The 23,086-nt window shown below is 44.8% G+C and carries 11 protein-coding genes; 5 read left to right on the top strand and 6 right to left on the bottom strand.

Going from position 1 to position 23,086, the window contains the following annotated elements; genetic code table 11:
* Window positions 1-56 precede the first annotated feature (56 nt).
* Together ACT3ID_RS14240 and ACT3ID_RS14235 are read right to left on the bottom strand one after the other, a co-directional pair.
* On the bottom strand, window positions 57-1,286 hold the full coding sequence (locus tag ACT3ID_RS14240) for a serine hydrolase domain-containing protein (protein WP_491542719.1): 1,230 nt from the start codon (window positions 1,284-1,286) through the stop codon (window positions 57-59).
* 141 nt (window positions 1,287-1,427) lie between these two features.
* Entirely contained in the window at window positions 1,428-2,966 is a 1,539-nt protein-coding gene (locus tag ACT3ID_RS14235) for a sodium:solute symporter (RefSeq protein ID WP_491542718.1), read from the bottom strand.
* 190 nt (window positions 2,967-3,156) lie between these two features.
* On the opposite strand from ACT3ID_RS14235, the gene ACT3ID_RS14230 reads away from it, so the two are divergent.
* Both ACT3ID_RS14230 and nagB read left to right on the top strand, forming a co-directional pair.
* Window positions 3,157-4,353, top strand: a complete 1,197-nt coding sequence (locus tag ACT3ID_RS14230) for an anhydro-N-acetylmuramic acid kinase (RefSeq protein WP_491542717.1) — start codon at window positions 3,157-3,159, stop codon at window positions 4,351-4,353.
* A gap of 254 nt (window positions 4,354-4,607) precedes the next feature.
* Window positions 4,608-6,536, top strand: coding sequence for a glucosamine-6-phosphate deaminase (gene nagB, locus ACT3ID_RS14225; protein ID WP_491542716.1), 1,929 nt, complete (start codon window positions 4,608-4,610; stop codon window positions 6,534-6,536).
* 77 nt (window positions 6,537-6,613) lie between these two features.
* Here nagB and ACT3ID_RS14220 read toward each other — a convergent pair whose 3' ends face one another.
* Window positions 6,614-7,630, bottom strand: a complete 1,017-nt coding sequence (locus tag ACT3ID_RS14220) for a LacI family DNA-binding transcriptional regulator (protein ID WP_491542715.1) — start codon at window positions 7,628-7,630, stop codon at window positions 6,614-6,616.
* A gap of 226 nt (window positions 7,631-7,856) precedes the next feature.
* Between ACT3ID_RS14220 and ACT3ID_RS14215 the strand changes: the two genes are divergently transcribed.
* On the top strand, window positions 7,857-9,077 hold the full coding sequence (locus tag ACT3ID_RS14215) for a glycoside hydrolase family 18 protein (protein WP_491542714.1): 1,221 nt from the start codon (window positions 7,857-7,859) through the stop codon (window positions 9,075-9,077).
* Between the two features lie 10 nt (window positions 9,078-9,087).
* Window positions 9,088-10,923, top strand: coding sequence for a glycoside hydrolase family 9 protein (locus ACT3ID_RS14210; RefSeq protein ID WP_491542713.1), 1,836 nt, complete (start codon window positions 9,088-9,090; stop codon window positions 10,921-10,923).
* 626 nt (window positions 10,924-11,549) lie between these two features.
* Here ACT3ID_RS14210 and ACT3ID_RS14205 read toward each other — a convergent pair.
* The 3 genes from ACT3ID_RS14205 to ACT3ID_RS14195 all read right to left on the bottom strand — a co-directional run bounded on the left by ACT3ID_RS14205 (window position 11,550) and on the right by ACT3ID_RS14195 (window position 19,173).
* Window positions 11,550-14,030, bottom strand: a complete 2,481-nt coding sequence (locus ACT3ID_RS14205) for a beta-N-acetylhexosaminidase (RefSeq protein WP_491542712.1) — start codon at window positions 14,028-14,030, stop codon at window positions 11,550-11,552.
* A 282-nt stretch (window positions 14,031-14,312) separates the two neighbouring features.
* A complete protein-coding gene (locus ACT3ID_RS14200; protein WP_491542711.1) occupies window positions 14,313-15,902 on the bottom strand; it encodes a SusD/RagB family nutrient-binding outer membrane lipoprotein in 1,590 nt (529 codons plus the stop codon).
* Between the two features lie 100 nt (window positions 15,903-16,002).
* Window positions 16,003-19,173, bottom strand: coding sequence for a SusC/RagA family TonB-linked outer membrane protein (locus ACT3ID_RS14195; protein ID WP_491542710.1), 3,171 nt, complete (start codon window positions 19,171-19,173; stop codon window positions 16,003-16,005).
* A 564-nt stretch (window positions 19,174-19,737) separates the two neighbouring features.
* Here ACT3ID_RS14195 and ACT3ID_RS14190 point away from each other — a divergent pair.
* Window positions 19,738-23,073: a VCBS repeat-containing protein gene (locus ACT3ID_RS14190; RefSeq protein WP_491542709.1), complete on the top strand. Its 3,336-nt coding sequence runs from the start codon at window positions 19,738-19,740 to the stop codon at window positions 23,071-23,073.
* Window positions 23,074-23,086: the final 13 nt, after the last annotated feature.

Raw genomic sequence — 23,086 nt, 5'->3', positions numbered from 1 at the left:
GTGCGCTTTTACCTTTTAAGACAATCGGAAACCACTGTCCCCCCAATAAATTTTTATTACCGTTCCGTCACCTCATCAAATATCGACTGTCTTAGTGAATCAAGATTAAAATAGTAGCCATCCTTCTGCTGACCAACATTCTGTCGGTTGGTCAATAGAATAACAGAGAGGGAATCCTGCGGTACAATTACTATATTCGTTCCGGTAAAACCGGTGTGCCCGAATGTACCATCAGGACTTCCTTCGGCAGAAATTACCTTTTTATCCATCGCCCAACCTAAGGCGTTGCCATACTCGTCTCTTGTGAGAAAGGTATCGATTATCGAATTGGAAATAACCTGTTCGTCTTTGAAACGCCCCCCGGTTATTAATAGATCCACCAAAACCTGCAGCTCATCAATTGTGGAAAAAAGCCCGGCATGCCCCGCCACGCCGCCGTTGGCATACCACGCGTTGCCGTCGTTAACTTCTCCTACCAACGTGTATTCCCGCCAGCCATCCCACGACTCAGGGTCCACATCTATCTGGTAACCAAAGTCATCGTCATAGACCATCTTTTTTTCAAAGGGATTTCCATGCGAGGTCGCGGCAATAGGCTCAATTTCCTTATCCAGAGGATTAAATACCGTACGCTGAAGGTTCAGAGGTTGGTAGAGGTTATGCTGCAAAAATTCATCTAGGGGCTGCCCCGAAACGTGCTCGATAATATCTCCCAGCAGCATAAAACCCAAATCACTGTAATGGCGGCTTTCCCCTACCTCCCATTTCAGCGGCAGATCTGCGATATACTGGTAACGCTCCTGGGGGTTTGAGGCGTGGTAATAGGTCGGCACCCACTGTGCCAGTCCCGATGAGTGTGTAAGAAGATGTCGAATTGTAATTCGTGATTTTTCTCCATCCTTGAATTCCGGTAAATACTCATAGATAGGATCATCCAGTGCCACGGCCCCTTTATCCACAAGTTTCATAATCCCAAAGGTGGTAGCACATACTTTGGTCAGAGAAGCCAGATCAAAAAGATGGTCGGTGGTCATTGGTTCAGGATCGTCGAGTAGCTCAAGATTGTAGTTATACTTCTGGGCATATCCATAAGCTGCACGGTGCAGAATTGAATCACCTTGCTTGACCTGGATCACCGCCCCGGGAATATTGCCTGCATCAATTTCTTTCTTGATGAGACTGTCGATGGAGGAAATATTTCCGACTTTCTGCTTATCTGTTTCACCAGAACAGCTGATGAAGAATATCAGCAACAGGCTAACAACGTATCCTATAATTTTACCCATGTGAAGCTTTCTTAATTAACAAGGGACGCGGAGCGTCAGGTTATTTGTTCAGCCGCAGAAGCAACTGAACAAGATAAAATATATCTCGTCCCAATGCTCTGCGTTGGGACAGGAGTAAAACGCTCTGTGTTTGTTCTAAATTTACTCACTGCTCCTGATAAGTTGAGAAATTTTACCAACAATCATAACAATCGCACTTCCAACCACGGTATAAAGCGGCCAGGCAATGGCCAGCGGTTCACCAGGCAGCATGTTGTGAATCGGTCCTTCTACCATAAACAGCAGCGAGATCAATCCCACAAAAAAGCCGATCATAGCATCCGTTTTATCCGGCAATGAGAAAAATCGCCCGAGCAAGAAGGCTCCCAAAAGTCCCCCATAGGTGTACGAAGCAATACCGAGTCCCAGCTCAACCACAGCCGGACGTTCACCCTCCTGGAGCTGCAAGAAAGCGAAAAAGAATGCAGATCCCGTCAGAATAGCCGCCCAAACCATTGTGATGATCCGAGATACTTTCAGATCCTCGGCCTGCGTATTATTCTTGCCAAAATAAGGCTTGTATAAATCCAGTGTTGTTGCCGAGGCCAGTGAATTGAGCGATGAGCTGAGACTACTCATGGCCGCCGCAAAAAGCGAAGCGATGATCAATCCGGACAGGCCTACCGGCAGCTGCTCGACAATAAATTTGGCAAAGATTTCATCAGTGGTGGCAAGCCCCAGCTCTTGCGCCGACTGGGCGTCATAAAAGGCGTAAAGTAATAATCCGATAAACAAAAACAATCCGAACTGCAGAGCTACTACAACCCCGCTCCAAACGAGTGCACGCTGACTATTGTCCACGTTACGGGTGGTGAGCAGGCGCTGGACAATCAGCTGATCGGTGCCGTGAGAAGCAATCGAGAAAATCGCACCACCAATGAGAGCCGTAAAAAAGGTGTAAGGCTGGGCTATGAAATCCGAAAACGGCTGATTGAAACCAAAATCTATAATCTGCAACTTTCCGCCGTCAGCAGCAACCGACATTGCTCCAGTTAACCCATTTGGCATATCAAACAACATGATACCAATCGCCAACACTGCTCCGCCAACATAGACAGCCATCTGCATCACGTCCATCCAAACTACCGCTTTTATACCGCCGATAAGTGTATAGATAAGTGTAATAACCGAAATAGCCGCGATGGCAAGCAGATAAATCTCGAAATCGGCCCAACCGGAAAACGCTCCACCGAGACGCAGAATAATTGCCAGCGGGATCGCCGTTGCAAAAAGACGCACACCATCAGCCAGTAAACGGGTAATCATAAACGTACTGCTGGTGGCATTACGCATGGAATCTCCAAAACGCTGTTCCAAAAACTGATAAGCTGTCGTCATCTTTCCTTTGAAATATGCTGGCAACAACAATTTAGCTACCAAAATGCGTCCGATAATGTAGCCGAAGGTAATTTGTAAAAAGGTCAGATTTCCACCGTATGCCACGGCTGGGATACTTATAAAGGTAAGCGTACTGGTTTCAGTTGCCACCACGGAAAACATGACTGCCCACCACGGCAGACCGTCACCGCCCATAAAGTAGTCAGAAGTTGATGACTGACGTCCGGCAGCATAAATTCCCAATCCTGCCACACCGATAAGATAGACGACTATGACAACATAATCTAACGTTGAAAATCCCAAAAAAATCCCGTTTTGTAATTAATCTTATTTCTTTTCTGAATCCAACGAAGCCTATTATAGTGAATTATTTTTAGGATTACAGAGCAAAAGCAACAAAGCTGAGATTAACGACATCTATTTATTTGCTCAAGTCCGTCATAAATTGTTGATTGACTGTTTCTGTAAATCCCGTGATCCAAGAAAACCAAATATGAATCCTTCTATTAAAAAGCTAGCTGATACCGCTTCCAAAAACACCAAACTTATTATTGGATTAATGTCGGGTACTTCGCTGGACGGGCTCGATATTGCATTGAGCAAAATTTCCGGCTCCGGCGCAAAAACCAAGGCAGAACTAAAAAAGTTTGAAACTTATCCCTATAGTTCAGACTTAAAAAAACGTCTGAAAGCAATTAGCTCTGTTCGGGAAGTCGTGCTTGAAGAGGTTTGCCTGATGCATTCATGGCTGGGCGATTATCACGGAGAATGTATCCTGAATGTCCTTGAAAAATGGAATATTAATCCCGCTGAAGTTGACTGTATTGCCAGTCACGGGCAGACAATTTACCACGCGCCGAAAATTCAACATCAGCAAGATTCCATGCCAAATGCCACCCTGCAGATTGGGGATGGAGACCACATTGCGCGAAAAACGGGCATTCTTACGATCAGCGATTTTCGCCAAAAACATACAGCTGCCGGCGGAGAGGGTGCACCGATGGTTTCATTTGTAGACCGTAATGTCTATACCGACGACAGCGAAGAGCGCATACTGTTGAATATCGGCGGAATTGCCAATTTTACTTTTTTACCGGCAGGTAATCCTGAAGAATCAGTCACGACGGATACCGGTCCCGGCAATACCCTGATCGATGCTGCTATGCAAGCATATTACTCAAAAGAATTTGATAAGGATGGAAAAACTGCACGACAGGGAAATATTCACCAGAAGGCATTGCAAGCACTAAAATCGGATTCTTACTTCCAAAAACCACTGCCCAAAACAACCGGTCCCGAAGTATTTAACCTGGAGTGGGTAAATAATCAGCTTTCGGCGTCAAATATCGATGACTTGCCACCGAAAAATATGATAGCAACCCTTACCCGGCTTTCGGCTGAAACAATAGCCGATTCGATCAAAAGTATTCTTTCTGATGATCACCGTCCTGTGATTTATGCAAGTGGAGGAGGATTTCATAACCCAGTTCTGATGGAGTGGCTGCAAGAACTCCTGCCGGATTGCCCGATCCGAAGTTTTGAATCGATTGGGTTCAATCCCGATGCAAAAGAGGCCGTACTATTTGCGGTGCTGGCTAACGAAGTGTTATCGGGCGACGGTTTTTTTATGGATGAAGTTGCTGCCGGTAAAAATACAATTAATTTTGGCAAAATATCTTTCCCCGACTAAACTACTTGGCTGAGATAAGCGTCCACGCTTATCTCTAATTTAACAGTTATGCCTGCATTTTAAGCGTGAACACTTGAAAGAACCAGACAAAACCTACTGTAACAGCATTTATTTGTTTTTGGAACCCCTTCCAAAGTTTATGGTTATTCGTAATACTGTATATTGCCTCTCACTGATTAGACAACATCGTTACCGGAACTTTACAGGGTAGAAGAGTTAAAAATATTTCAACCAAGCTAAAGTATTAGAAATTAATGGATTATTTTGATTCGGAGCACCGCCTTACATATTACGAAAATATTCCCACCGAAGTATTTGATCATGCATCAGATGCATCAAAAAGTGTAGCTGAAGAAATTGCTGCTCTTATTCGAAGCCGCAATGAAAATAATGAAAGCACTGTGTTGGGACTTGCAACAGGCTCCACGCCTACACAGGTTTATGATGAACTAATACGTCTGCATAAAGAAGAGGGTCTTTCATTCAAAAATGTCATTACATTCAACCTGGATGAATATTATCCCATGCAGCCGCATTCACTGCAAAGTTATGTGCGGTTTATGGATGAACATCTCTTCAACCATATCGATATCCCCGAAGACCAGGTCCATATTCCAGACGGAACAATTGAGGAAGATGAGGTAGGAGAGTACTGCCGTAATTATGAACAAAAAATTAAAGATGTCGGTGGAATAGACATTCAACTGCTAGGTATCGGACGCACGGGGCATATCGGCTTTAACGAGCCGGGTTCGCGGCCCGATTCCCGAACACGACTTATTACCCTCGACCGCATCACCCGCAAAGATGCCGCCAGTGACTTTTTTGGTGAAGAACATGTTCCCCGCCGCGCTATAACAATGGGTGTTGGTACTATTCTTGATGCCGATCGTATCATCATGATGGCATGGGGAGAAGGTAAAGCTCCTGTTATCAAAGAAGCTGTTGAAGGTCCTGTTCGGGAGCGGATTCCGGCAACTTATCTGCAGGAACACGATAATGCAAAAGTGATTCTGGATGAAACCTCGGCCGAAAATCTCACGCGAAAAAAAACACCATGGCTATTAAGTACCTGCGATTGGGATGACGACCTGATTCGAAAAGGAGTTGTCTGGCTTTGCCAAACTGTTGACAAGCCCGTTCTAAAGTTAACAGATGAAGATTACAACGAGCATGGTATGGGCGATCTGCTTACCCAAAAGGGTCCGGCTTATGATATAAACCTGAAAGTATTTAACGAACTGCAGCATACTATTACAGGATGGCCCGGCGGCAAACCCAATGCCGAAGATATCAATCGTCCTGAACGCGCTGAACCTTTTCCAAAACGTGCCATTGTCTTCAGTCCCCACCCAGATGATGACGTCATTTCAATGGGAGGTACCTTAAGCCGACTGGTAGAACATGACCATGAAGTACATGTCGCTTACCAGACATCCGGCAATATTGCGGTTTTTGACGATGACGTAATTCGTTTTGTTGATTTCGTTTCGGAATATAATCAAATGTTCAATCTGGACCATGAAGAAGCGGAAACGATGCTTGATGATATCAAGCAGTTTCTGAATAAGAAGGAACCTGCCGAGGTTGACACGGATGAAATCAAACACATCAAAGGACTGATTCGCCGCGGTGAAGCAAAAGCGGCAGCCCGCTACTGCGGTGTACCGGAAAAAAACATGCACTTTCTGGACATGCCCTTTTATGAGACCGGACGTGTAAAGAAAAAGCCGCTTTCACAGGAGGATATAGATATTATTGTAGATCTTCTTCGTGATGTTAAGCCACACCAGGTATACGCAGCCGGCGATCTCTCTGATCCACATGGCACCCACCGTGTATGTTTGAAAGCGATTCTTGAAGCTTTGAAAGAATGTAAAAATGATGACTGGATGGATGACTGTTATGTTTGGTTATACCGTGGTGCATGGCAGGAATGGGATATCAATCAAATTGAGATGGCTGTACCTCTGAGTCCGCAAGAGTTGGAAAAAAAGCGAAGAGCCATCTTTAAACACCAGTCGCAAAAAGACCGACCGCTGTTTCCGGGTCCCGACGAGCGGGAGTTCTGGCAGCGGTCCGAGCAACGAAATCGGGGAACGGCACAGCTTTACGATAAGCTTGGGTTTGCAGAATATGAGGCTATTGAAGCTTTTGTACGCTACGAATCGCTAGATCTGTAAGAATATATTCTTATCACTAAGGCACTAAGAACACAAAAAATAACTACGTGATCTAAGTGTCTTAGTGGTAATTCCCCTTAATTTCCACCACAGCTTCCGCGAACGATGAGCTCTGGCTCCAGATTTTCATGAACGACATCACTTTCTTTATTCTCGATCTTATCTATCAGCAGGTTAGCTGCCCGTTTTCCTTTTTCACAAATAGGCTGTCTGATAGTGGTGAGGGCTGGAATAGTATATTGAGCGAATGGAAGATCATCGAATCCTACCAGTGCCATATCATCCGGTACTGAAATACCTTCTTTATGCAGTGCTGATAATGCTCCCATCGCCAGCGTATCACTGGTACAAAAGGCTGCTGTCATATCCGGATTATCATTCATCAACTGCTTAATACTGTCAGAACCATGTTTTTGAGAATAATCGCCGACCGCTATCAAATCGTCGTGGATTGAAAGACCTGCATCCTTGATTGCTTTTTTATATCCGGCAAGACGATCAACTGACTCTTGCATACTAAACTTGCCCAGCATAATTCCAATACACTCATGCCCCAATTCAATCAGATGATTTGTAGCCATATAAGCACCGGCAAAATTGTCAACATCAACCGAATTAAGGTTGTTGTTATCCGGACCGTGTCCTACAAGGACCAAAGGAGTATCGCGCTCGACAAGCTCATTTGCAACTGCATCAGTCACTTCCTGGGTAAGAAGGATAAATCCATCAAGTCGTTTGTTATCCAATATATGCTCTTTAACATCAGCACCAAGATCAGGAGAAATCGGGGACATTGAAACGAAATATCCCTGCTGAATACATTCTTCGAAGATACCTAGGTGTAACAGCGACCAGAAGCCATTGGCCAGTGCCTCATCGCAACGGCGGGGAGCTAAAATTCCAATCTCATAACTTCGGTTAGTTGCCAATCCCCGTGCTACAGAACTCGGTTTATAATTATATTTTTCTACAACCTCGAGTACCCTTTCCCTGGCTTCATCACTAACGTTCTTATGGTCATTTAAAACACGAGAAACCACCGACCTTGATACATAAGCAAGTTTGGCAACCTCATCGATACTTAATTTTCCCATAACCTATTCCCCCTTCCATTAACGCAGCTACGATATTTCAATTTATCCTACATCCTCAATAGAAAACAGACTGGTAAAATAATTGTACATATATTCTGCTTGTTATCCAAGCCTGAGGGGGAAAGTTGATTATGGAAGCGGTTTCATAATTGATAATGGATTTGTGCTAATAAACAACCCTGATTAGATTAATTTTCTAATAGGTTAACAAAACAGAAAAAGTAAATTGAGATACATCATTAATGGTGTGTCAATTAAAACAAATCGGATAAAAATGGATGGCGATCGAAATTTCATCGGCTTGTGCTTTTGGTTAACTTTTATCTTCGTCGCGGCAACAGCAACCACGATTACCTACTGTGATACCTCCAAAACAACTGAAAATTCAGACAACTCCCCAAACCGGCTGATCGGATATGTTCATGGAAATAAAAAAGTGACTGTAGAATCCACAGATGCTCAAATACTGACCCATATCAACTATGCATTCGCTAATCTTTCAGCCGATGGAAACGTGATTCTCGAACAAGAGCATGACTCAACAAATCTGGCTCGGTTGACATCCTTAAAAGAAAACAATCCGGATCTTAAAATCCTACTTTCCATCGGTGGCTGGGCGTGGTCTGATTACTTCTCTGACGCTGCTCTTACCGAAGAATCCCGCGAGAAATTTGCCCGTACTGCCGTAGAATTAATGACAAAATACCAGCTCGACGGACTGGATATCGACTGGGAATATCCCGGACAGCCAGGCCAGGATAATGTTTATCGTCCCGAAGACAAGGAAAATTTCACACTTTTACTTAAAACCGTGCGTGAACATCTTGACAAACAAAGTGCTCAGAATCCCTCCAAAGATCATTATCTACTCACGATTGCAGCGGGTTCCGATGATGAATATCTGAGCCACATAGATATGGAAAAGGCGCAGCAGTACCTCGATTTCGTAAATCTTATGACATACGATTTCCATGGGAGCTGGACCGATCACACTGGTCATCACGCAAACCTTTACACGCCCAGTGAAATGCAGAATGAATCATCAGCCGATGCCAGTGTAAAACGCTTTATGAATGCTGGGCTGCCGTCTCATAAAATTGTGCTGGGCGTTCCCTTCTATGGACGAGGGTGGAGCGGTGTGGATGAAAATGACAACGGCTTGTATCAAGCCTATTCCAAACCTCTTGAAGGCTTTTCCTATGATTCACTTGCCAATCATCTCGTTGATCAAAATGGATATTCTCGACACTGGGATGATATTACAAAAACGCCCTACTTGTGGCACCCTGATTCCTCAATTTTCATCACCTACGAAGATGAGCAGTCGCTTAAGTTTAAAGTTGATTATGTCAGGGAGAAAAATCTTGGTGGGCTGATGTATTGGGAGCACAGCCAGGATCCGGACCGAAAACTCTTGAATGTTCTTAATTCTTATTTTCAACCATAGTTTTTCCATAATGTCATTTCTGTCTCCCTGTCGTAGACTTTGTCTGATTCTATTCTTATTAATCATCACATATGGATGTACCGATGAACCAGAACAACCGGAAGTTCCACCTGTTGATTCTACGGAAGTACATATTCGTATAAATCAGATAGGTTATCAGCCTGATGATCCGAAAATAGCCATCGCCTTTTCTCACAGGCCGGCCGAAAAGAGTTTCGAACTTATTGATGCCGAAACAAATCGTGCCGTTTATGAGGGAAATCTTGAGCCTTCAGAGACAGAAGGCTGGGGCAGGTTTTCCTATTATTATGAACTGGATTTTAGCCCTGTCTCCCAAACCGGGCGATATTATCTTCAGATATCTGAAACGAATAACAGGTCGACGAACTTTGACATAAATCCCTCGGCTTACAAAAACTACGTAGAAGATCTGCTGATCTTTATGCAACAACAGCGTTGTGGCTATAATCCTTTTTTGGATGTGGTGTGCCACCAGCAGGATGGGCGCTCGTTTTATGGTCCCATGCCCGACTCTACATTTATCGATGCCAGTGGTGGCTGGCACGATGCCGGTGACCAGCTAAAGTACCTGATCACTTCCAGCAACGCGACAGCTCGCATGCTGCTGGCGTATGAGCTGGAATCTGACAAATTCGGAGATCAGGTCGACCACTGGGGTCAGCCTAGGCCGAATGGCTTGGCTGACGTGCTTGATGAGGCAAAATGGGGTCTCAAATGGCTGCACAAGCTTCATCCGAAATCTGATCAGCTCTTCCACCAGGTTGCCGACGACCGCGACCATATCGGCTGGAAGTGGCCCAATCAGGACAGCTCGGATTACGGTTGGGGCGAAAACAGCTACCGCCCGGTATATTTTGCCGACGGCAATCCACAGGGATTGCAGGAATACAAGAGTGAAGCCACCGGCATTGGCAACTTAGCAGGACGATATGCGGCAGCAATGGCGATGGGCTATCGCATCTGGAAAGAAAAAGGCGACACTGTTTTTGCTGCCAAAAATCTGAAAGCTGCCAAAGAAGTGTATGAAATGGGCAGGCAAAATGAGGGTTATCAACAGGGTAACTCCTACGGAGCTCCCTATCGCTATAACGAACGCACCTGGGCCGACGATATGGAATGGGGCGCCGCCGAACTCTACAAAGCAACGGGGAATAAAGACTATCTTGCCGACGCTAAAAAATACGCCCGAAAAATAGGTTCCACTTCCTGGATGCCCCGCGACACCACTGAACATTACGAGTATTACCCATTCGTTAATGTGGGACATTTTGCGCTCTACCCTCATGTGGATGACGCTTTCCAGGATACACTGGCTTCTTATTATCGGGATGGACTGGATGCTGCCATGGAACGCGGTAACGCCAATCCCTACCAAATTGGTGTGCCTTTCATCTGGTGCTCGAACAACCTGTTAAGCGCCCTCATTACCCAGGGATTACTCTACGAAAAGATGACTGGTGATACAAAGTATCACGATTTTATTATTGCCCAGCGTGATTGGCTATTCGGACGCAATCCATGGGGCACCTCAATGTTTACCGGCATTCCCAGAGACGGCGAATATCCCGAGGATGCACACACCAGCGTCTGGGCACTGACCGGGCGTGAAGTACCAGGCGGACTAGTAGATGGACCCGTTTATGCCACAATCTACAACAGCCTGAAAGGACTAACCCTGAATGAACCTGATGAGTTTGCTCCCTTTCAAACGCCATATGTGGTTTATCATGATGATATCGGAGACTATTCGACAAATGAGCCTACGATGGACGGTACGGCGGGCGCGATCTATCTGATGGCGAAGTTTGGTGCACCAGTTGAATAATAATTAATCTCACCACCAGTCACTAAGGGCAAGAAGACGTATAAACAATAGCGCAAGCGTCCGCTTGTGCTATCGTCCGAGCGAACGTTCGAACGATGATACATTTGCAGGTCGGGAGTACAACTCCCTCCCAACCCATCCGTAGCTTGAGTAGTTTTAGCGAAGTAGGGCTCCTGTTTGGGAATGACAGATGATGCTAAAAGATATGTTTGGTAATCCTCCTGTCTTCCTCCAATCGCACGCAAAATTTAGCGTAATAAAAGGAGATTGATATAACCTCAAGTTATCTAGGTAGGATCTTTTACATTCCTCCCGACTAAAGCTGTACTCCCTTCGAAGGGAGATTGTTATTTCTTATTCCCAGGCTCCTGCCTGGGGGAAGCGAAGTTTCTTACAGACTGTCCCGATGATTGAGTTTCGGAACAAGGAGAAAAAGCCCCCTCTCGAGAGGGAATTAGGGGTGTGTTATTATTCCCTTCTGCCCTATAAGTGCATCATTTTTTATTTAATCACTGTAACTGTTTCCTTTATACTTTGCAGGTCGGGAGTACAACTCCCTCCCAACTCATTCACAGCTTCTAGGACCGTTCCGAAGCTGAAGCTTCGGAACCAGAATAAATAATAAGTTATTCTTTACCACCACCGATTGTCACTGTTCGGCTGGCCCGTCCATCAGAGCTAAATGCACGCAGTTTAATAACGCGATTGCCTTCCATAACCACCGGTTCGGTATATTCTTTTGAATTTGCAGATGGCTCACCCCCATCCAACGTGTAGCGAATGGTCAGCCCCGGATGTTCTATATTGGTCTTGAAAACACCATCTTCAATGGTAGCACCCGGCGGTGGAATCCGATAACCAACACCGCCGTGGAAGTAATCCATCCGCGGCAATTCACGCTGTCCCAAACGGTTGACAAATTCATTCCAATCCTTGTGCATTCGCTTCTTTCGCTCATCCCGATCTTCAATCGTTGCCCAGCCTGGTTGCTGTGCCCACGCCCGCTCGGCAAGTCCAAATATCCGGGGAATCATCATATATTCCAGACGCTCCTGGCTGATCAGCTTTTCACTCCAGAGTTGTCCTTGTAAACCTAAAATATTTTCCTTCCCGTTTTCAGAGAGACGTGTGGCATTCTCAAAAGCATTTCCTGCAATAGGGTTTCCCAATAAATTTTTCTCTGCATTTTTGAACAGATCAAAGGGAATGAAAGCGTACGGATCCTGCGTATCAACGAAACCGGCCCAGTAAAGTCCCGGCTCCTCCGGATCTTTGTTATAGGACAAATCAAAATAGAAATTTGAAGCATGGGACATAACTACTTCAAAACCAGCGTTGGCCAGTTTGTAAGCATGATCTTCGGAACCGCTTCCCCACACACTAGCCCATACGTAAGGGGTGACGGAACCTGCAAAATCGGGATCCGGCTTTGATCCCTCTTCTTCTTCATCCAACGCAATTTCTTCCCACCCAGCCATCTCCAAATTACGTTCGGCCAGCATCTTTTCCATCCGTTTGAAAAAATAATCCGGTAGATCATCCACGCTGTCCAATCCCTTAGTATTTCGGATCAAATCCTGACAGGCCGGTGATTTTTCCCAGGCCCCATGTGGCACCTCGTCACCGCCCATATGAATAGTTTTCAACGAAGCACCAGCCTCATCATACATTTCTGAAATCTCATCAACAATCGCCTCCATAAATCGGTATGTGGAGGATTGGCAGACGTTGATGACATTGTCATCCCAATTCTGAACTGAGCGATACTGCGACTCGTCTTCAGGCTCATGCAGTCGGAATTGATTGGCCGCTTCAATATCTCCCTCGGTTTTTAGCTTATCGTATCGTGATTTCATCGCAACAATAGCCGCACGTGCATGCCCGGGCACATCAATTTCGGGAATAATATCAATATGACGTTCCTTGGCATATCTAAGAATCTCAATAAATGTATTCCGATCATACCATCCACTTCCCGGTGCAGTATCAGGGTCCGGTCCCGATCCATAAGAAGGAATTAGATATTCCCTTTCTGTGCGCGTATGTCCGCGGCGACCGCCCACCTCTGTCAGTTCCGGCAGCTCCTCTACCGCCAGGCGCCAGCCCTCATCATCCGTCAAATGAAAATGAAATTTATTCAGCTTATAAAAAGCCATCACATCAATCAACTTTTTGACAGCCGAAGCAGAGTGAAAGTTTCTGGCAACATCCAGGTGGAGGCCACGATAACCAAACCGTGGTGCATCTTTAATTTCCTGAGCAGCAATCTTCACTGAAGACTGAGGCTTTTTGTATGCTTCAGGAGAAATCAGCGATTGCAAACTTTGAATTCCATAAAACACCCCTGCTGCTCCTGCTCCGGAAATTTCAATCTGTTGAGGATCTATCTTCAGCTCATAAGTCTCGGATTTATCCTCATCCGAGGAATTCAGCGCTAATAAAATATCGCTTCCTGTTTGGCCTTCTTCAACAGTTATCTCCCCATCCAATAGTTCTGTTAGCGAAGCTGCCAGAAATTGTGCCTCACTTTCCAGTCCCTCCTGATATCCAATTGTTACAGAACTACTTAGTTCAAACATTCCCTGTTTTTGTGTTATCGACTTTGGAGTTGGAATAATGGGTCCAATACTATCAGCAGGTAAACTGTGAAGCAAAGAATTTTCCTCATATTTCAACTCGGGAACTGGATGTGGAAATCTGTCATTTGGCCCCCGATTTTTTTGTCGCTCTTCTGTGAAAGGTTTTACCTGAACATCGGATATAAGTTCAGTTAATTCCTTTTCGTCATGAACAAAATAGATTCCTGACGGGGCGTCCACTTCTTTTATAGATGAGCCGGGTGCTTCTAAAATTATATCCAGCTGCTGGCCCGGTTTAATCGACTCAAACTGTTCTGTGGGCTCAATCTTATAAAAATCACCATTAATATGGGTCAGTTTAACCTGGGATGGTACGCTTTCCGGATCAACCGCTCCCATAAAATTGAAATAGAGAGTCCACTCATTTCCGCGCAGGGGGATATTATCCTTATTAATCAATGTAAGTATTGATCGATAACGAGAGCCGTCATCCAAATAATTTGTTTGTACTCCCCAGGTAATTCCCATTTTTTGCGGGATGATTACCTTTGACTCTGCAGAGGAACTCTCCTGTGAGAATCCATTACAAAAAATGGAAAAACATAGAATAACCGTTATAGCAATCGATTTCAGGTGCATAATAAGTTATTTGTTCTCGGCCTAAAATCTATCGCAGATCAACATGTTAAGAGATACTTGATAAACCAAAATACTGTGCTACTTTATCAGATTAGTGATAGACCTAAAGTAAAAATCCACCAGGGCTCCTCGGGGAACTAAGAAGACCTGGTGGTTGCTTTACAAAATTGTTTATTCTTCTACATCCCACCAGACGCGTGTGACCAGGTTATTTTCTCCCTGGCGATCAATAACATCATCATAATTATCCGCATTAAGAACACCTTCTGTTCCTTCCGGATAAGTTAAACGACGTGGGATTTCACCATTTGTATGATTACCTGCAGGTGGATCATTGCTGTCAACAAGTGCCGGCTCCAGGTCTGGATAACCGCTTCTGCGCCAGTTGCTCCACGCCTCAATTCCATTCAGGAACACAGCCGCCCAATATTGTTCATTGACCTGTTCGAGTTGCTCTTCAGCTGATCCACTCAGCGGATTATCAGCCAGATAGTCATTAATATCTGCTTCAGCTATATCCGCCCCACCATCTTCATCATATAACGAGAGATATTCCATTGCCGCACGAACTCCTTCTTCATAGTGCGCTGAAGCAGCATCAGGTATCCAACCGCGAACAGCAAGTTCAGCCAACATGAATTCAACTTCGGCATACGTTTGGAAGAATGTAGGATCATTCAGATCTATGAGCATCTCATTGACCCTTGCATAATTATCCAAATTACCGGTATAACTGGAATGCTCCGAAACAGAAGCACCCGTATACCCACTGGGAAATCCAGCGTAAGCTGAGCTATCAGTTTGTGCATAAACCTCAAGACGAGGATCATCGCGGTTATCTAACCAGTCTACGAGTGTTTGAGCAACATACTCATGATCACCACCATCATTCATAGCTTCACTGATAGCATTTGTATTGAGCCCTGCCGGCCCTACACTCGGTCCCTCTTGATGTTGAACCATAGCAATATCTTCGTTGCTTTCCATCACTCCCCCGGGAGCATTAATGGCGGCCAGCGCCTCAGTTTCAGCTTTGTTCGCATCCACCTTAACCAATCGAAGAGCCAATCTTAACCTCAGAGAATTAGCAAATTTTTGCCATTGAGTTATGTCACCACCATACATAAGATCACTACCGCCAAACGTAGGTTGAGAAGAATCAAACTGGTTCACTGCCTCCTCCAGCTCAATAAAAAGACTGTTATAGATATCCTGCTGCGTGTCATAAGCCGGGGTAAACTCCTGTTCGAGGGCACCTCTTCCGGCTTCAGAGTAAGGAGCATCACCATACAGATCAGTAATTCGATGATAAATAAATGCACGCATAATACGTGCAGCCCCCAGCATATTGTCAACTGCTTCACCTTCTTCCTTGCTTGCTTCGAGGCTGGCAATCAGATCTTCCACATTTTTTACCGATGCCCGGTTCGGAAGTCCGTTTCCGGAATAATTTGTGGTCCAGAAAGCAGTCATCCAGTCAACATTTTCGGTGTAATTGTTACCTCCTCCAAAGAAGGCATTAACCAAATGCTGCGTCACATTTGAACCATACAACAACTGGGTCCGCCACATTTCGTAACGGGTGCCGGCAGCTGAAAGCTGAATGGTAGAAAACTGCATGTTAGGTTCACTCTCGGTAACTTGCGTCGGATTTTCATTCATATCGCCGAAATCACTTAATGAATCACAGGCAGCGAATAGTCCCACAGCAAGTAGTATAATCACTACTCGTTTTATGCAGATCATATATTGTGTATTCATTGTCTTAAGGCTTCTTTTAAAATTTGTTTTTTCTGAATTCATAATAGACCCAGTTTGACATTTAAGAGTTAAAAGCTCGGATATTCAGTTGTTTTGATCCTTAAAACGCAAGGTCAATACTGAGTCCAAAGCTACGTGCTCCGGGCACGCCGGCCAGCTCCAGTCCCTGTCCATTGCCTCTGTTAATGGCTGCTTCCGGATCAATATTCGGAACCGGATCATGCAGATAAAACAGATTTCGTCCTACCAACGAAACAGACGCAGATCGAATTGGAATGTTTGTCACCAAAGATTGTGGTAACTGGTAGTTCAACTGGAGCTGGCGAAGCTTGATAAAATTGGCATCGTAAACAAACTCTTCCGTAATGTCAGTCCCTATCTCACTGTAATATCCATTTGGTGTGACAGGTGTGTTATTAGCTCCACCGTCAACATCAACTCCCTCGGCTACAAAGCATCCAGAAGTAGGATAGGGTGTTCCTCCCTGATCACATTCAGCCCGACCTTCCAGCGTATTTTTGTGGAATCCGAATTGATATGCATAAGCATTGGTACCAGAAAAGATTTGAGCACCCCACTGTGCGTCGATCAGGACATTTAAACTTAGATTTTTATAGGAGAAGGTATTACTCCATCCTGCCGTCCAGTCGGGTGTTCCCTTTCCAAGCTGGGTACGTTCTGATTGTACCGGTAGTCCATTTTCATGAACGATATTTCCATTTTCATCGCGTTCATACTTGAATCCTTCAATAGTACCATACTCTTCACCTACTGTAGCCGTAATAAAGGCGTTCTGTGTTCGGCTTTCTTCCAGAAGGAGTGTCTGTTGGTCTCCGGCCAGTTCTACAACTTCGCTCGCATTTCGGCCATAATTGATGCTGGTCTCCCAGAACATATCGTTTGTGCTGAATGGTATCCCTTTCAGCAAAAGCTCTATCCCTGAATTATCGAGACGGCCGGCGTTGATAACCCGGCTGCCATATCCTGTAGTGTGTGAAACAGTAGTTGACAGAATTTGATTGGTCGTCTGTCTGTCATACCAGGTAAAATCGGCTGAAAGACGATCATCAAAGAAGCGCAGATCAAATCCCAGCTCAACTTCTACAGTCGATGTAGGTTTCAGATCAGCAAGTGGTATAGCATCCTGAGCAACTGCGGACAATGACTGGCCCTGATGACTAAAGTTCAGAATATTATACGTCAGATTTAGTTGATAGGGATCTGTGTCATTTCCTACCTCAGCCCAGGAAGCCCGGACTTTTCCAAAACTCATCCATGAAGGCAAAGAAAACGCCTCAGTAAATACAAAACTTGAACTGATCGAGGGATAGAAAAATGCGTTTTCATCTTCAGGAAGAGTCGACGACCAGTCATTTCGTGCAGTAACTGTAATAAACCATAAGTCTTCGTAGGCAAAATCGGCAGATCCGAAGAGAGAATTAATCTGTCTCTCAGAAAAGTCATAGCTAGGTGAAGAATTAGCCATGTTAGATATCGTTCTAAGCTTGGGTACCTTGAACGTACTACCTGTTATACCCACTGTTTCATTCTTTGAATAACTTCTGCTTCCACCCAGAGTAGCATCCACAGTAAATGAGGGCGTAAACTGTTGGTTGATATTCAGGAGAACGTCAGTGGTATTTTCCATTACACGATACTCGTTCTCACTCATTGCACCACTTGGATTGTAGGCCGTCCCCCAAGGAACGCTGACATCAGTGCGGCGAAGGGTATATTGATCTCTTCCTGTACGGGCAGTGACGTCAATCCAATCAGCTATTTGGTAATTCAGATTTACGTGCCCGATTATTCTGTCCTTTGTGTCATCAGTACTAAACTGATTGACAGCCCAATACGGATTAGTTACAAAAGAATTAGCATTCTGATATACACCTTCGGTACCATCCGGTGCCACATGATTATCCTCGATCGTACTCAAATTAAGATTGGGTGGCAACACGGCTACTACAAAATTGGGGTTCCCGGGACTATCGGAGACCCTCGGGCGATTTTGCGCATTTTCATTGACATAGTTTGCTTTTACATCGGCCGATAAATCTCCAAAGGAGTGCGAGCCACGAAGTGTAAGTGAAGTACGATCCAGACCTGAACTGGGAACGATGCTTTCTTCATCCTGTCGCGTCGCGGAAAAATAATAGGTAGAACTCTCGTTCCCTCCGGACAGGCTAAGCGTATTCTTGCTGGAAATGCCTGTGCGATAGAAATTTTCAAGCTGATTCCCTTGATATTCGTACGGACGTTCCTGTCCGTCAAACTGCACCACGGATGATCCATCAAGAGGTGCGCCCCATGCGTTAAGCCCTGTTGCTAAAGCATCCTGTTGATTCTGAGGGGCTTGACCCAATTCACCCTGACCATACTCCGTTTGATAATCTCTAAAATTAACCAGTGCATCTTCCATAGTGACTGTACTGCTAAAATTCACGGTCGGCGCCTGGCCCGCCTGACCAGACTTCGTAGTGATTTGCACAACGCCGTCACGGGCGCGGGTACCATACAGGGCGGCCGCACTGGCACCTTTTAATACGCTGATGCTTTCAATGTCTTCGGAATTAATCTGGGAGATACCGTCACCTCCGTCAAAGCCGCCCCACATACCGGCTGAGCCAATATTTGTATTGTCAATAGGTACTCCGTCAACTACATAGAGCGGCTGATTGTTACCGGCCAATGAAGAGTTTCCTCGAATAGTTACACGACTTGAAGAACCCGGACCACCTGATGTCGGACTCACGTTGACACCAGCTACTTTACCTTGCAGTAAGTTAGCAGTATTCGTTTCCGTTGCCGAAACCAACTCTTCTGAACTAACATTGCTTACAGAATATCCAAGTGACTTTGACTGCCGTTCAAGTCCTAATGCTGTAACAACCACATCATCCAGTGCTTCAGTCCGTGGAGATAACTCAACGGTAAGCTCTGAACGACCATTAAGCTCAATTGTCCGTGCTGTAAAACCCACAAATGTAAAACGAAGACTGGCCTCAGAACTTGTAACCTCTAAGGTAAACTCCCCGTCTGAATTAGTTGTAGCTCCTCGTTGAGTACCGACCTCAAGGATATTGACTCCCGGCAGCGGTTCATTATCATCGGCAGATAATACAGTTCCGGAAACCGTAAAATCTTGTGCCTGTGCAGGAACTATACCTGCTCCTAAAATTAGTGCGAAACAAATCCCCGTTAATATAAATCTAAGCGACTTGCTTTTTTCCGAGAGAAATGCAGCCCAAATGTTGAATCGATCATCCATAATTTCTGTCCACTTTTGAGTTAGATTAATTAAATTATAAAGTTGCAACAGGACTTAGTATGTCAATCCTATTATATCTCATCCTTTCCCATTATTATTCCACTTTTTTCAGTTTACTATAATATTCCGGTGTACTGAATCTTTATTAATGTGGAGTATTATTCTTTATAAGATTCTACTCTACCAACTTCTTTTCTAAGTAAACTAGGGTTTCCTCCTATAGCAAGGAAACACCATGACTTTGGAACCGCTTCCACTGTTTTTAAAAAGGGATTATTCTCCGGACTTATTCCAATTTAGGCGGGTTTACAGGAGATTAAACTATCATCAGGAATCTATTTTCTTCCCAAAACCTGTGGGTAAAAATCCATTGCTTAGATCTTTTTGCTTAATTGATCCATCACCAACGAAACCATCTAATCAAATATAATTAAGAAAGATAGATCAGTGATCACCTTATTCAATCCCACAAGTCTCAGACTTTTCCGAAAGCCAAACGTTGATTTGTACAAAAATCTTCATATGATATATTGGTTGATCTGATATTTAATCTATTTCTGATGTATGATCCGTTTTTCAGCAATTTCTATTGTATTATTTGCCCTTACTGTAGTAACTATCTTCTATTTTGGACCAAAAGATGATAACCAAACTCAGACTACCCTTTTCGAATTAACTGATCCTGACAAAACAGGCCTTACATTTTCAAATACCGTTGTCGAACGACCCGGCCACAATGTGCTCGAGTCAGAGTTTTTCTTTAACGGAGGTGGTGTAGCCATTGGTGATATAAACAATGATGGACTCCCGGATATCTACCTGACGGCCAATGAGGGCAGTAACGCACTCTATATAAATGAAGGTAATTTCAAATTCCGGGATATCACTTCTCAAGCCGGAGTAACAGACAGCAAGGGATGGTCATCAGGAGTTACTATGGTCGATATCAACGGCGACGGACTACTGGATATTTATGTTTGCAAATCGGGCAAGGGCAAGGAGAATGACCGCAGAAATAAATTATATATCAATAACGGAGACCTCACCTTTACCGAGCGGGCTTCAGAATATGGCCTCGATGACCCGGGATATACAACACAGGCCGTTTTCTTTGATTATGATCGGGACGGTGACCTCGATGTTTACCTGGTAAACTATTCTGTTAAACGCTACACCAGTTTTGACATCATCAATATTCGGCAACAAACGGATCAGTATGCCGGTGACAAATTACTTCGAAATGATAATGGGCAATTTACAGATGTCAGCAAGGATGCCGGTATCATCCAAAATCCGATCGGCTTCGGGTTAAGTGCGACAGCCTCAGATATTAATATGGATGGATGGCCGGATCTGTATGTAGCCAACGATTTCATGGAAAAAGATTACCTATATATAAACCAGCAGGATGGTACTTTCCGGGAAGAAGTTACCACCCACACTACTCATATACCCTACTTTTCCATGGGCACGGATATCGCAGATATTAATAACGATACGTTCCCGGATATATTCACCGCGGACATGCTGCCCGTCGATTATGAACGAAGACGTAATTTTAAAGAGCCCGATTACGACAAATACCATCACCTGGCAGCCAACGGCTATCACAGGCAGAACATGAGGAATATGCTGCAAATGAACAATGGTGATGGATCTTTTACCGAAATAGGACAAATGGCAGGTGTCGATAAAACCGACTGGAGTTGGGCCGCCTTACTGGCTGATTACGACAATGACGGACTCAAAGATCTGTACGTAACCAACGGATTCCCCCGCGACTATACCAACCGCGATTACCTTAATAACATATTATGGAACAAGTTTCCGGACGGGAAGCTGGGGGATGATCCCGACGTGTTATTTAATCTTGTTCAAAAAATGCCCGAGGTTCGGCTTCGCAATCATTCATTTAAAAACAAGGGCAATTTATCTTTTAGCAATTCCGGATCATCTTGGGGATTAGATCAATATGCTGTTTCGACCGGCGCCGCTTACGCCGATCTGGATAATGACGGCGATCTGGACTTGGTTGTCAACAATCTCAATGAGCATGTTTTCGCGTACAAAAACAGGGCACGAGAACTAAATTCCAATAACTATCTGAAAGTCCGACTGAAAGGACCAGAAAACAATACATTTGGCATAGGTACAAAAATAACAGTGACCGATAACAAAGAAGGACGCTATTTCCAGGAAGCCTATCCTGTCAGAGGATATCAATCTTCAGTAGAACCTATTCTTTTATTCGGCTTGGGGAATCAAAATAAAGTTGATCTGCAGGTTACGTGGAACGATCAAACCCAGCAAACCATCCACGATGTGGAAGTTAACCAGACGATTACTGTTCACAAGACAAATTCACAGAACAACAATTCCACAAACGATACACGTCGCGGCAATAAAATGTTTCTACCGCTGGATAAACAGAAGATGGGACTGGATATCACCCATTCGGGCGGTGATATCCAGAACCTAAATCGCTCTCCCCTTCTCCCTCATTCCCTGTCGAACCTTGGTCCCGCTCTTGCACAGGCAGATGTTAACGGTGATGGGCTTTCTGACCTGTACCTGGGAGGTGGCAATGATCAACCGGGCCGATTACTGCTCCAGCAAAAAGACGGTACTTTTAAACGGGGTGAAGCTCCGTTTTTTGATCAGCATAGAGAATATGAAGATATCGATGCTCTGTTTTTTGATGCTAACGGTGATGGTAGTCCGGACCTGTATGTTGTAAGCGGGGGAAACTTTGATCCATCCAATGGCCCCACTTACCAAGACCGACTTTATATCAACGACGGTTTTGGACGGTTTGCCCATATGCCTGACGCTCTGCCTGCGATGAATATTAGCGGAGGGACAGTTGCGACAGCCGACTTTGACCGTGATGGAGATTCCGATCTTTTTGTTGGCGGAAGGGTTCTGACAGGCAAATATCCCTATGCACCACGTAGCTATCTACTGGAAAATGAAAATGGGACCTTCACCGATATCACCACGGAAGTCGCCCCTGCTCTTTCCAGCCCCGGTATGGTTACAGATGCCGAATGGACAGACATTAACAATGACCGTTATCCGGATCTGGTTCTGGCCGGTGAGTGGATGCCTATCCGTATTTTCACGAATAACCGGGATAAAACACTTACGGAAATAACCAATGAGGCCGGAATGGATGGAAAGGCGGGCTGGTGGAATGCTTTAAAGGCGACAGATCTGGATGGCGACGGAAATATTGATCTGGTTGCCGGAAACCGTGGGCTTAATACCGACCTGGAGACCTCACCGGATGATCCCGTCATCCTGTATGCCAGTGATTTCGATAACAACGGAACAATCGATCCGGTTATGACGAAAGTGATCAATGGCAAACGATACCCCGTTTCCGGCCGGGATAAACTACTGGAACAACTTCCTGAACTTAAAGAAAAATTTACCGATTATGCTTTATATGCATCCGCTACGATCGATGATATTCTCTCAGCAAAACAGCAGAAGCAAGCCTCCCGATTTGAAGCTCACACATTTGCCAACACAATCTTTATGAACGAGGGCGACGGTAACTTCCGGACTGTCCAGCTTCCCCCTCAAGCCCAAACATTCCCAATTCATGATATTATCGTCGCTGACTTTAACAGTGATCAAAATATGGACATCCTCGTTGCCGGTAACAATTTCGGTACCACACCCAAAACTGGGCCCATCGCTGCCATGGGTGCCCTGCTTATCGGCAATGGCCAAGGAGAAGATTACAAGGCCAAACCTGCACATGAAACGGGTTTTAAAGCCACTGGTGAAGTCAGAAGTATGGAAGTAATTTCTTCGCCCCTGGGTTACATTATCATGCTGGCTCGAAACGACAATGCTCCCATCCCCTATCTTTATCAGAGTCCTGCAAAATAGCTAACGACAAATG

Source organism: Fodinibius sp. GM108, assembly GCF_058386985.1.
Note: the sequence above shows the minus strand (reverse complement) of the source record. Positions and strands in the feature narration are given on the sequence as shown.

What these genes read in the sequence shown, in the direction of transcription:
- ACT3ID_RS14210 (WP_491542713.1), top strand. Translation starts at nt 9,088, where the DNA reads ATGTCATTTCTGTCTCCCTGTCGTAGACTTTGTCTGATTCTATTCTTA.
- ACT3ID_RS14230 (WP_491542717.1), top strand. Translation starts at nt 3,157, where the DNA reads ATGAATCCTTCTATTAAAAAGCTAGCTGATACCGCTTCCAAAAACACC.
- ACT3ID_RS14190 (WP_491542709.1), top strand. Translation starts at nt 19,738, where the DNA reads ATGATCCGTTTTTCAGCAATTTCTATTGTATTATTTGCCCTTACTGTA.
- ACT3ID_RS14240 (WP_491542719.1), bottom strand. Translation starts at nt 1,286, where the DNA reads ATGGGTAAAATTATAGGATACGTTGTTAGCCTGTTGCTGATATTCTTC.
- ACT3ID_RS14195 (WP_491542710.1), bottom strand. Translation starts at nt 19,173, where the DNA reads ATGGATGATCGATTCAACATTTGGGCTGCATTTCTCTCGGAAAAAAGC.
- nagB (WP_491542716.1), top strand. Translation starts at nt 4,608, where the DNA reads ATGGATTATTTTGATTCGGAGCACCGCCTTACATATTACGAAAATATT.
- ACT3ID_RS14200 (WP_491542711.1), bottom strand. Translation starts at nt 15,902, where the DNA reads ATGAATACACAATATATGATCTGCATAAAACGAGTAGTGATTATACTA.
- ACT3ID_RS14205 (WP_491542712.1), bottom strand. Translation starts at nt 14,030, where the DNA reads ATGGGAATTACCTGGGGAGTACAAACAAATTATTTGGATGACGGCTCT.
- ACT3ID_RS14220 (WP_491542715.1), bottom strand. Translation starts at nt 7,630, where the DNA reads ATGGGAAAATTAAGTATCGATGAGGTTGCCAAACTTGCTTATGTATCA.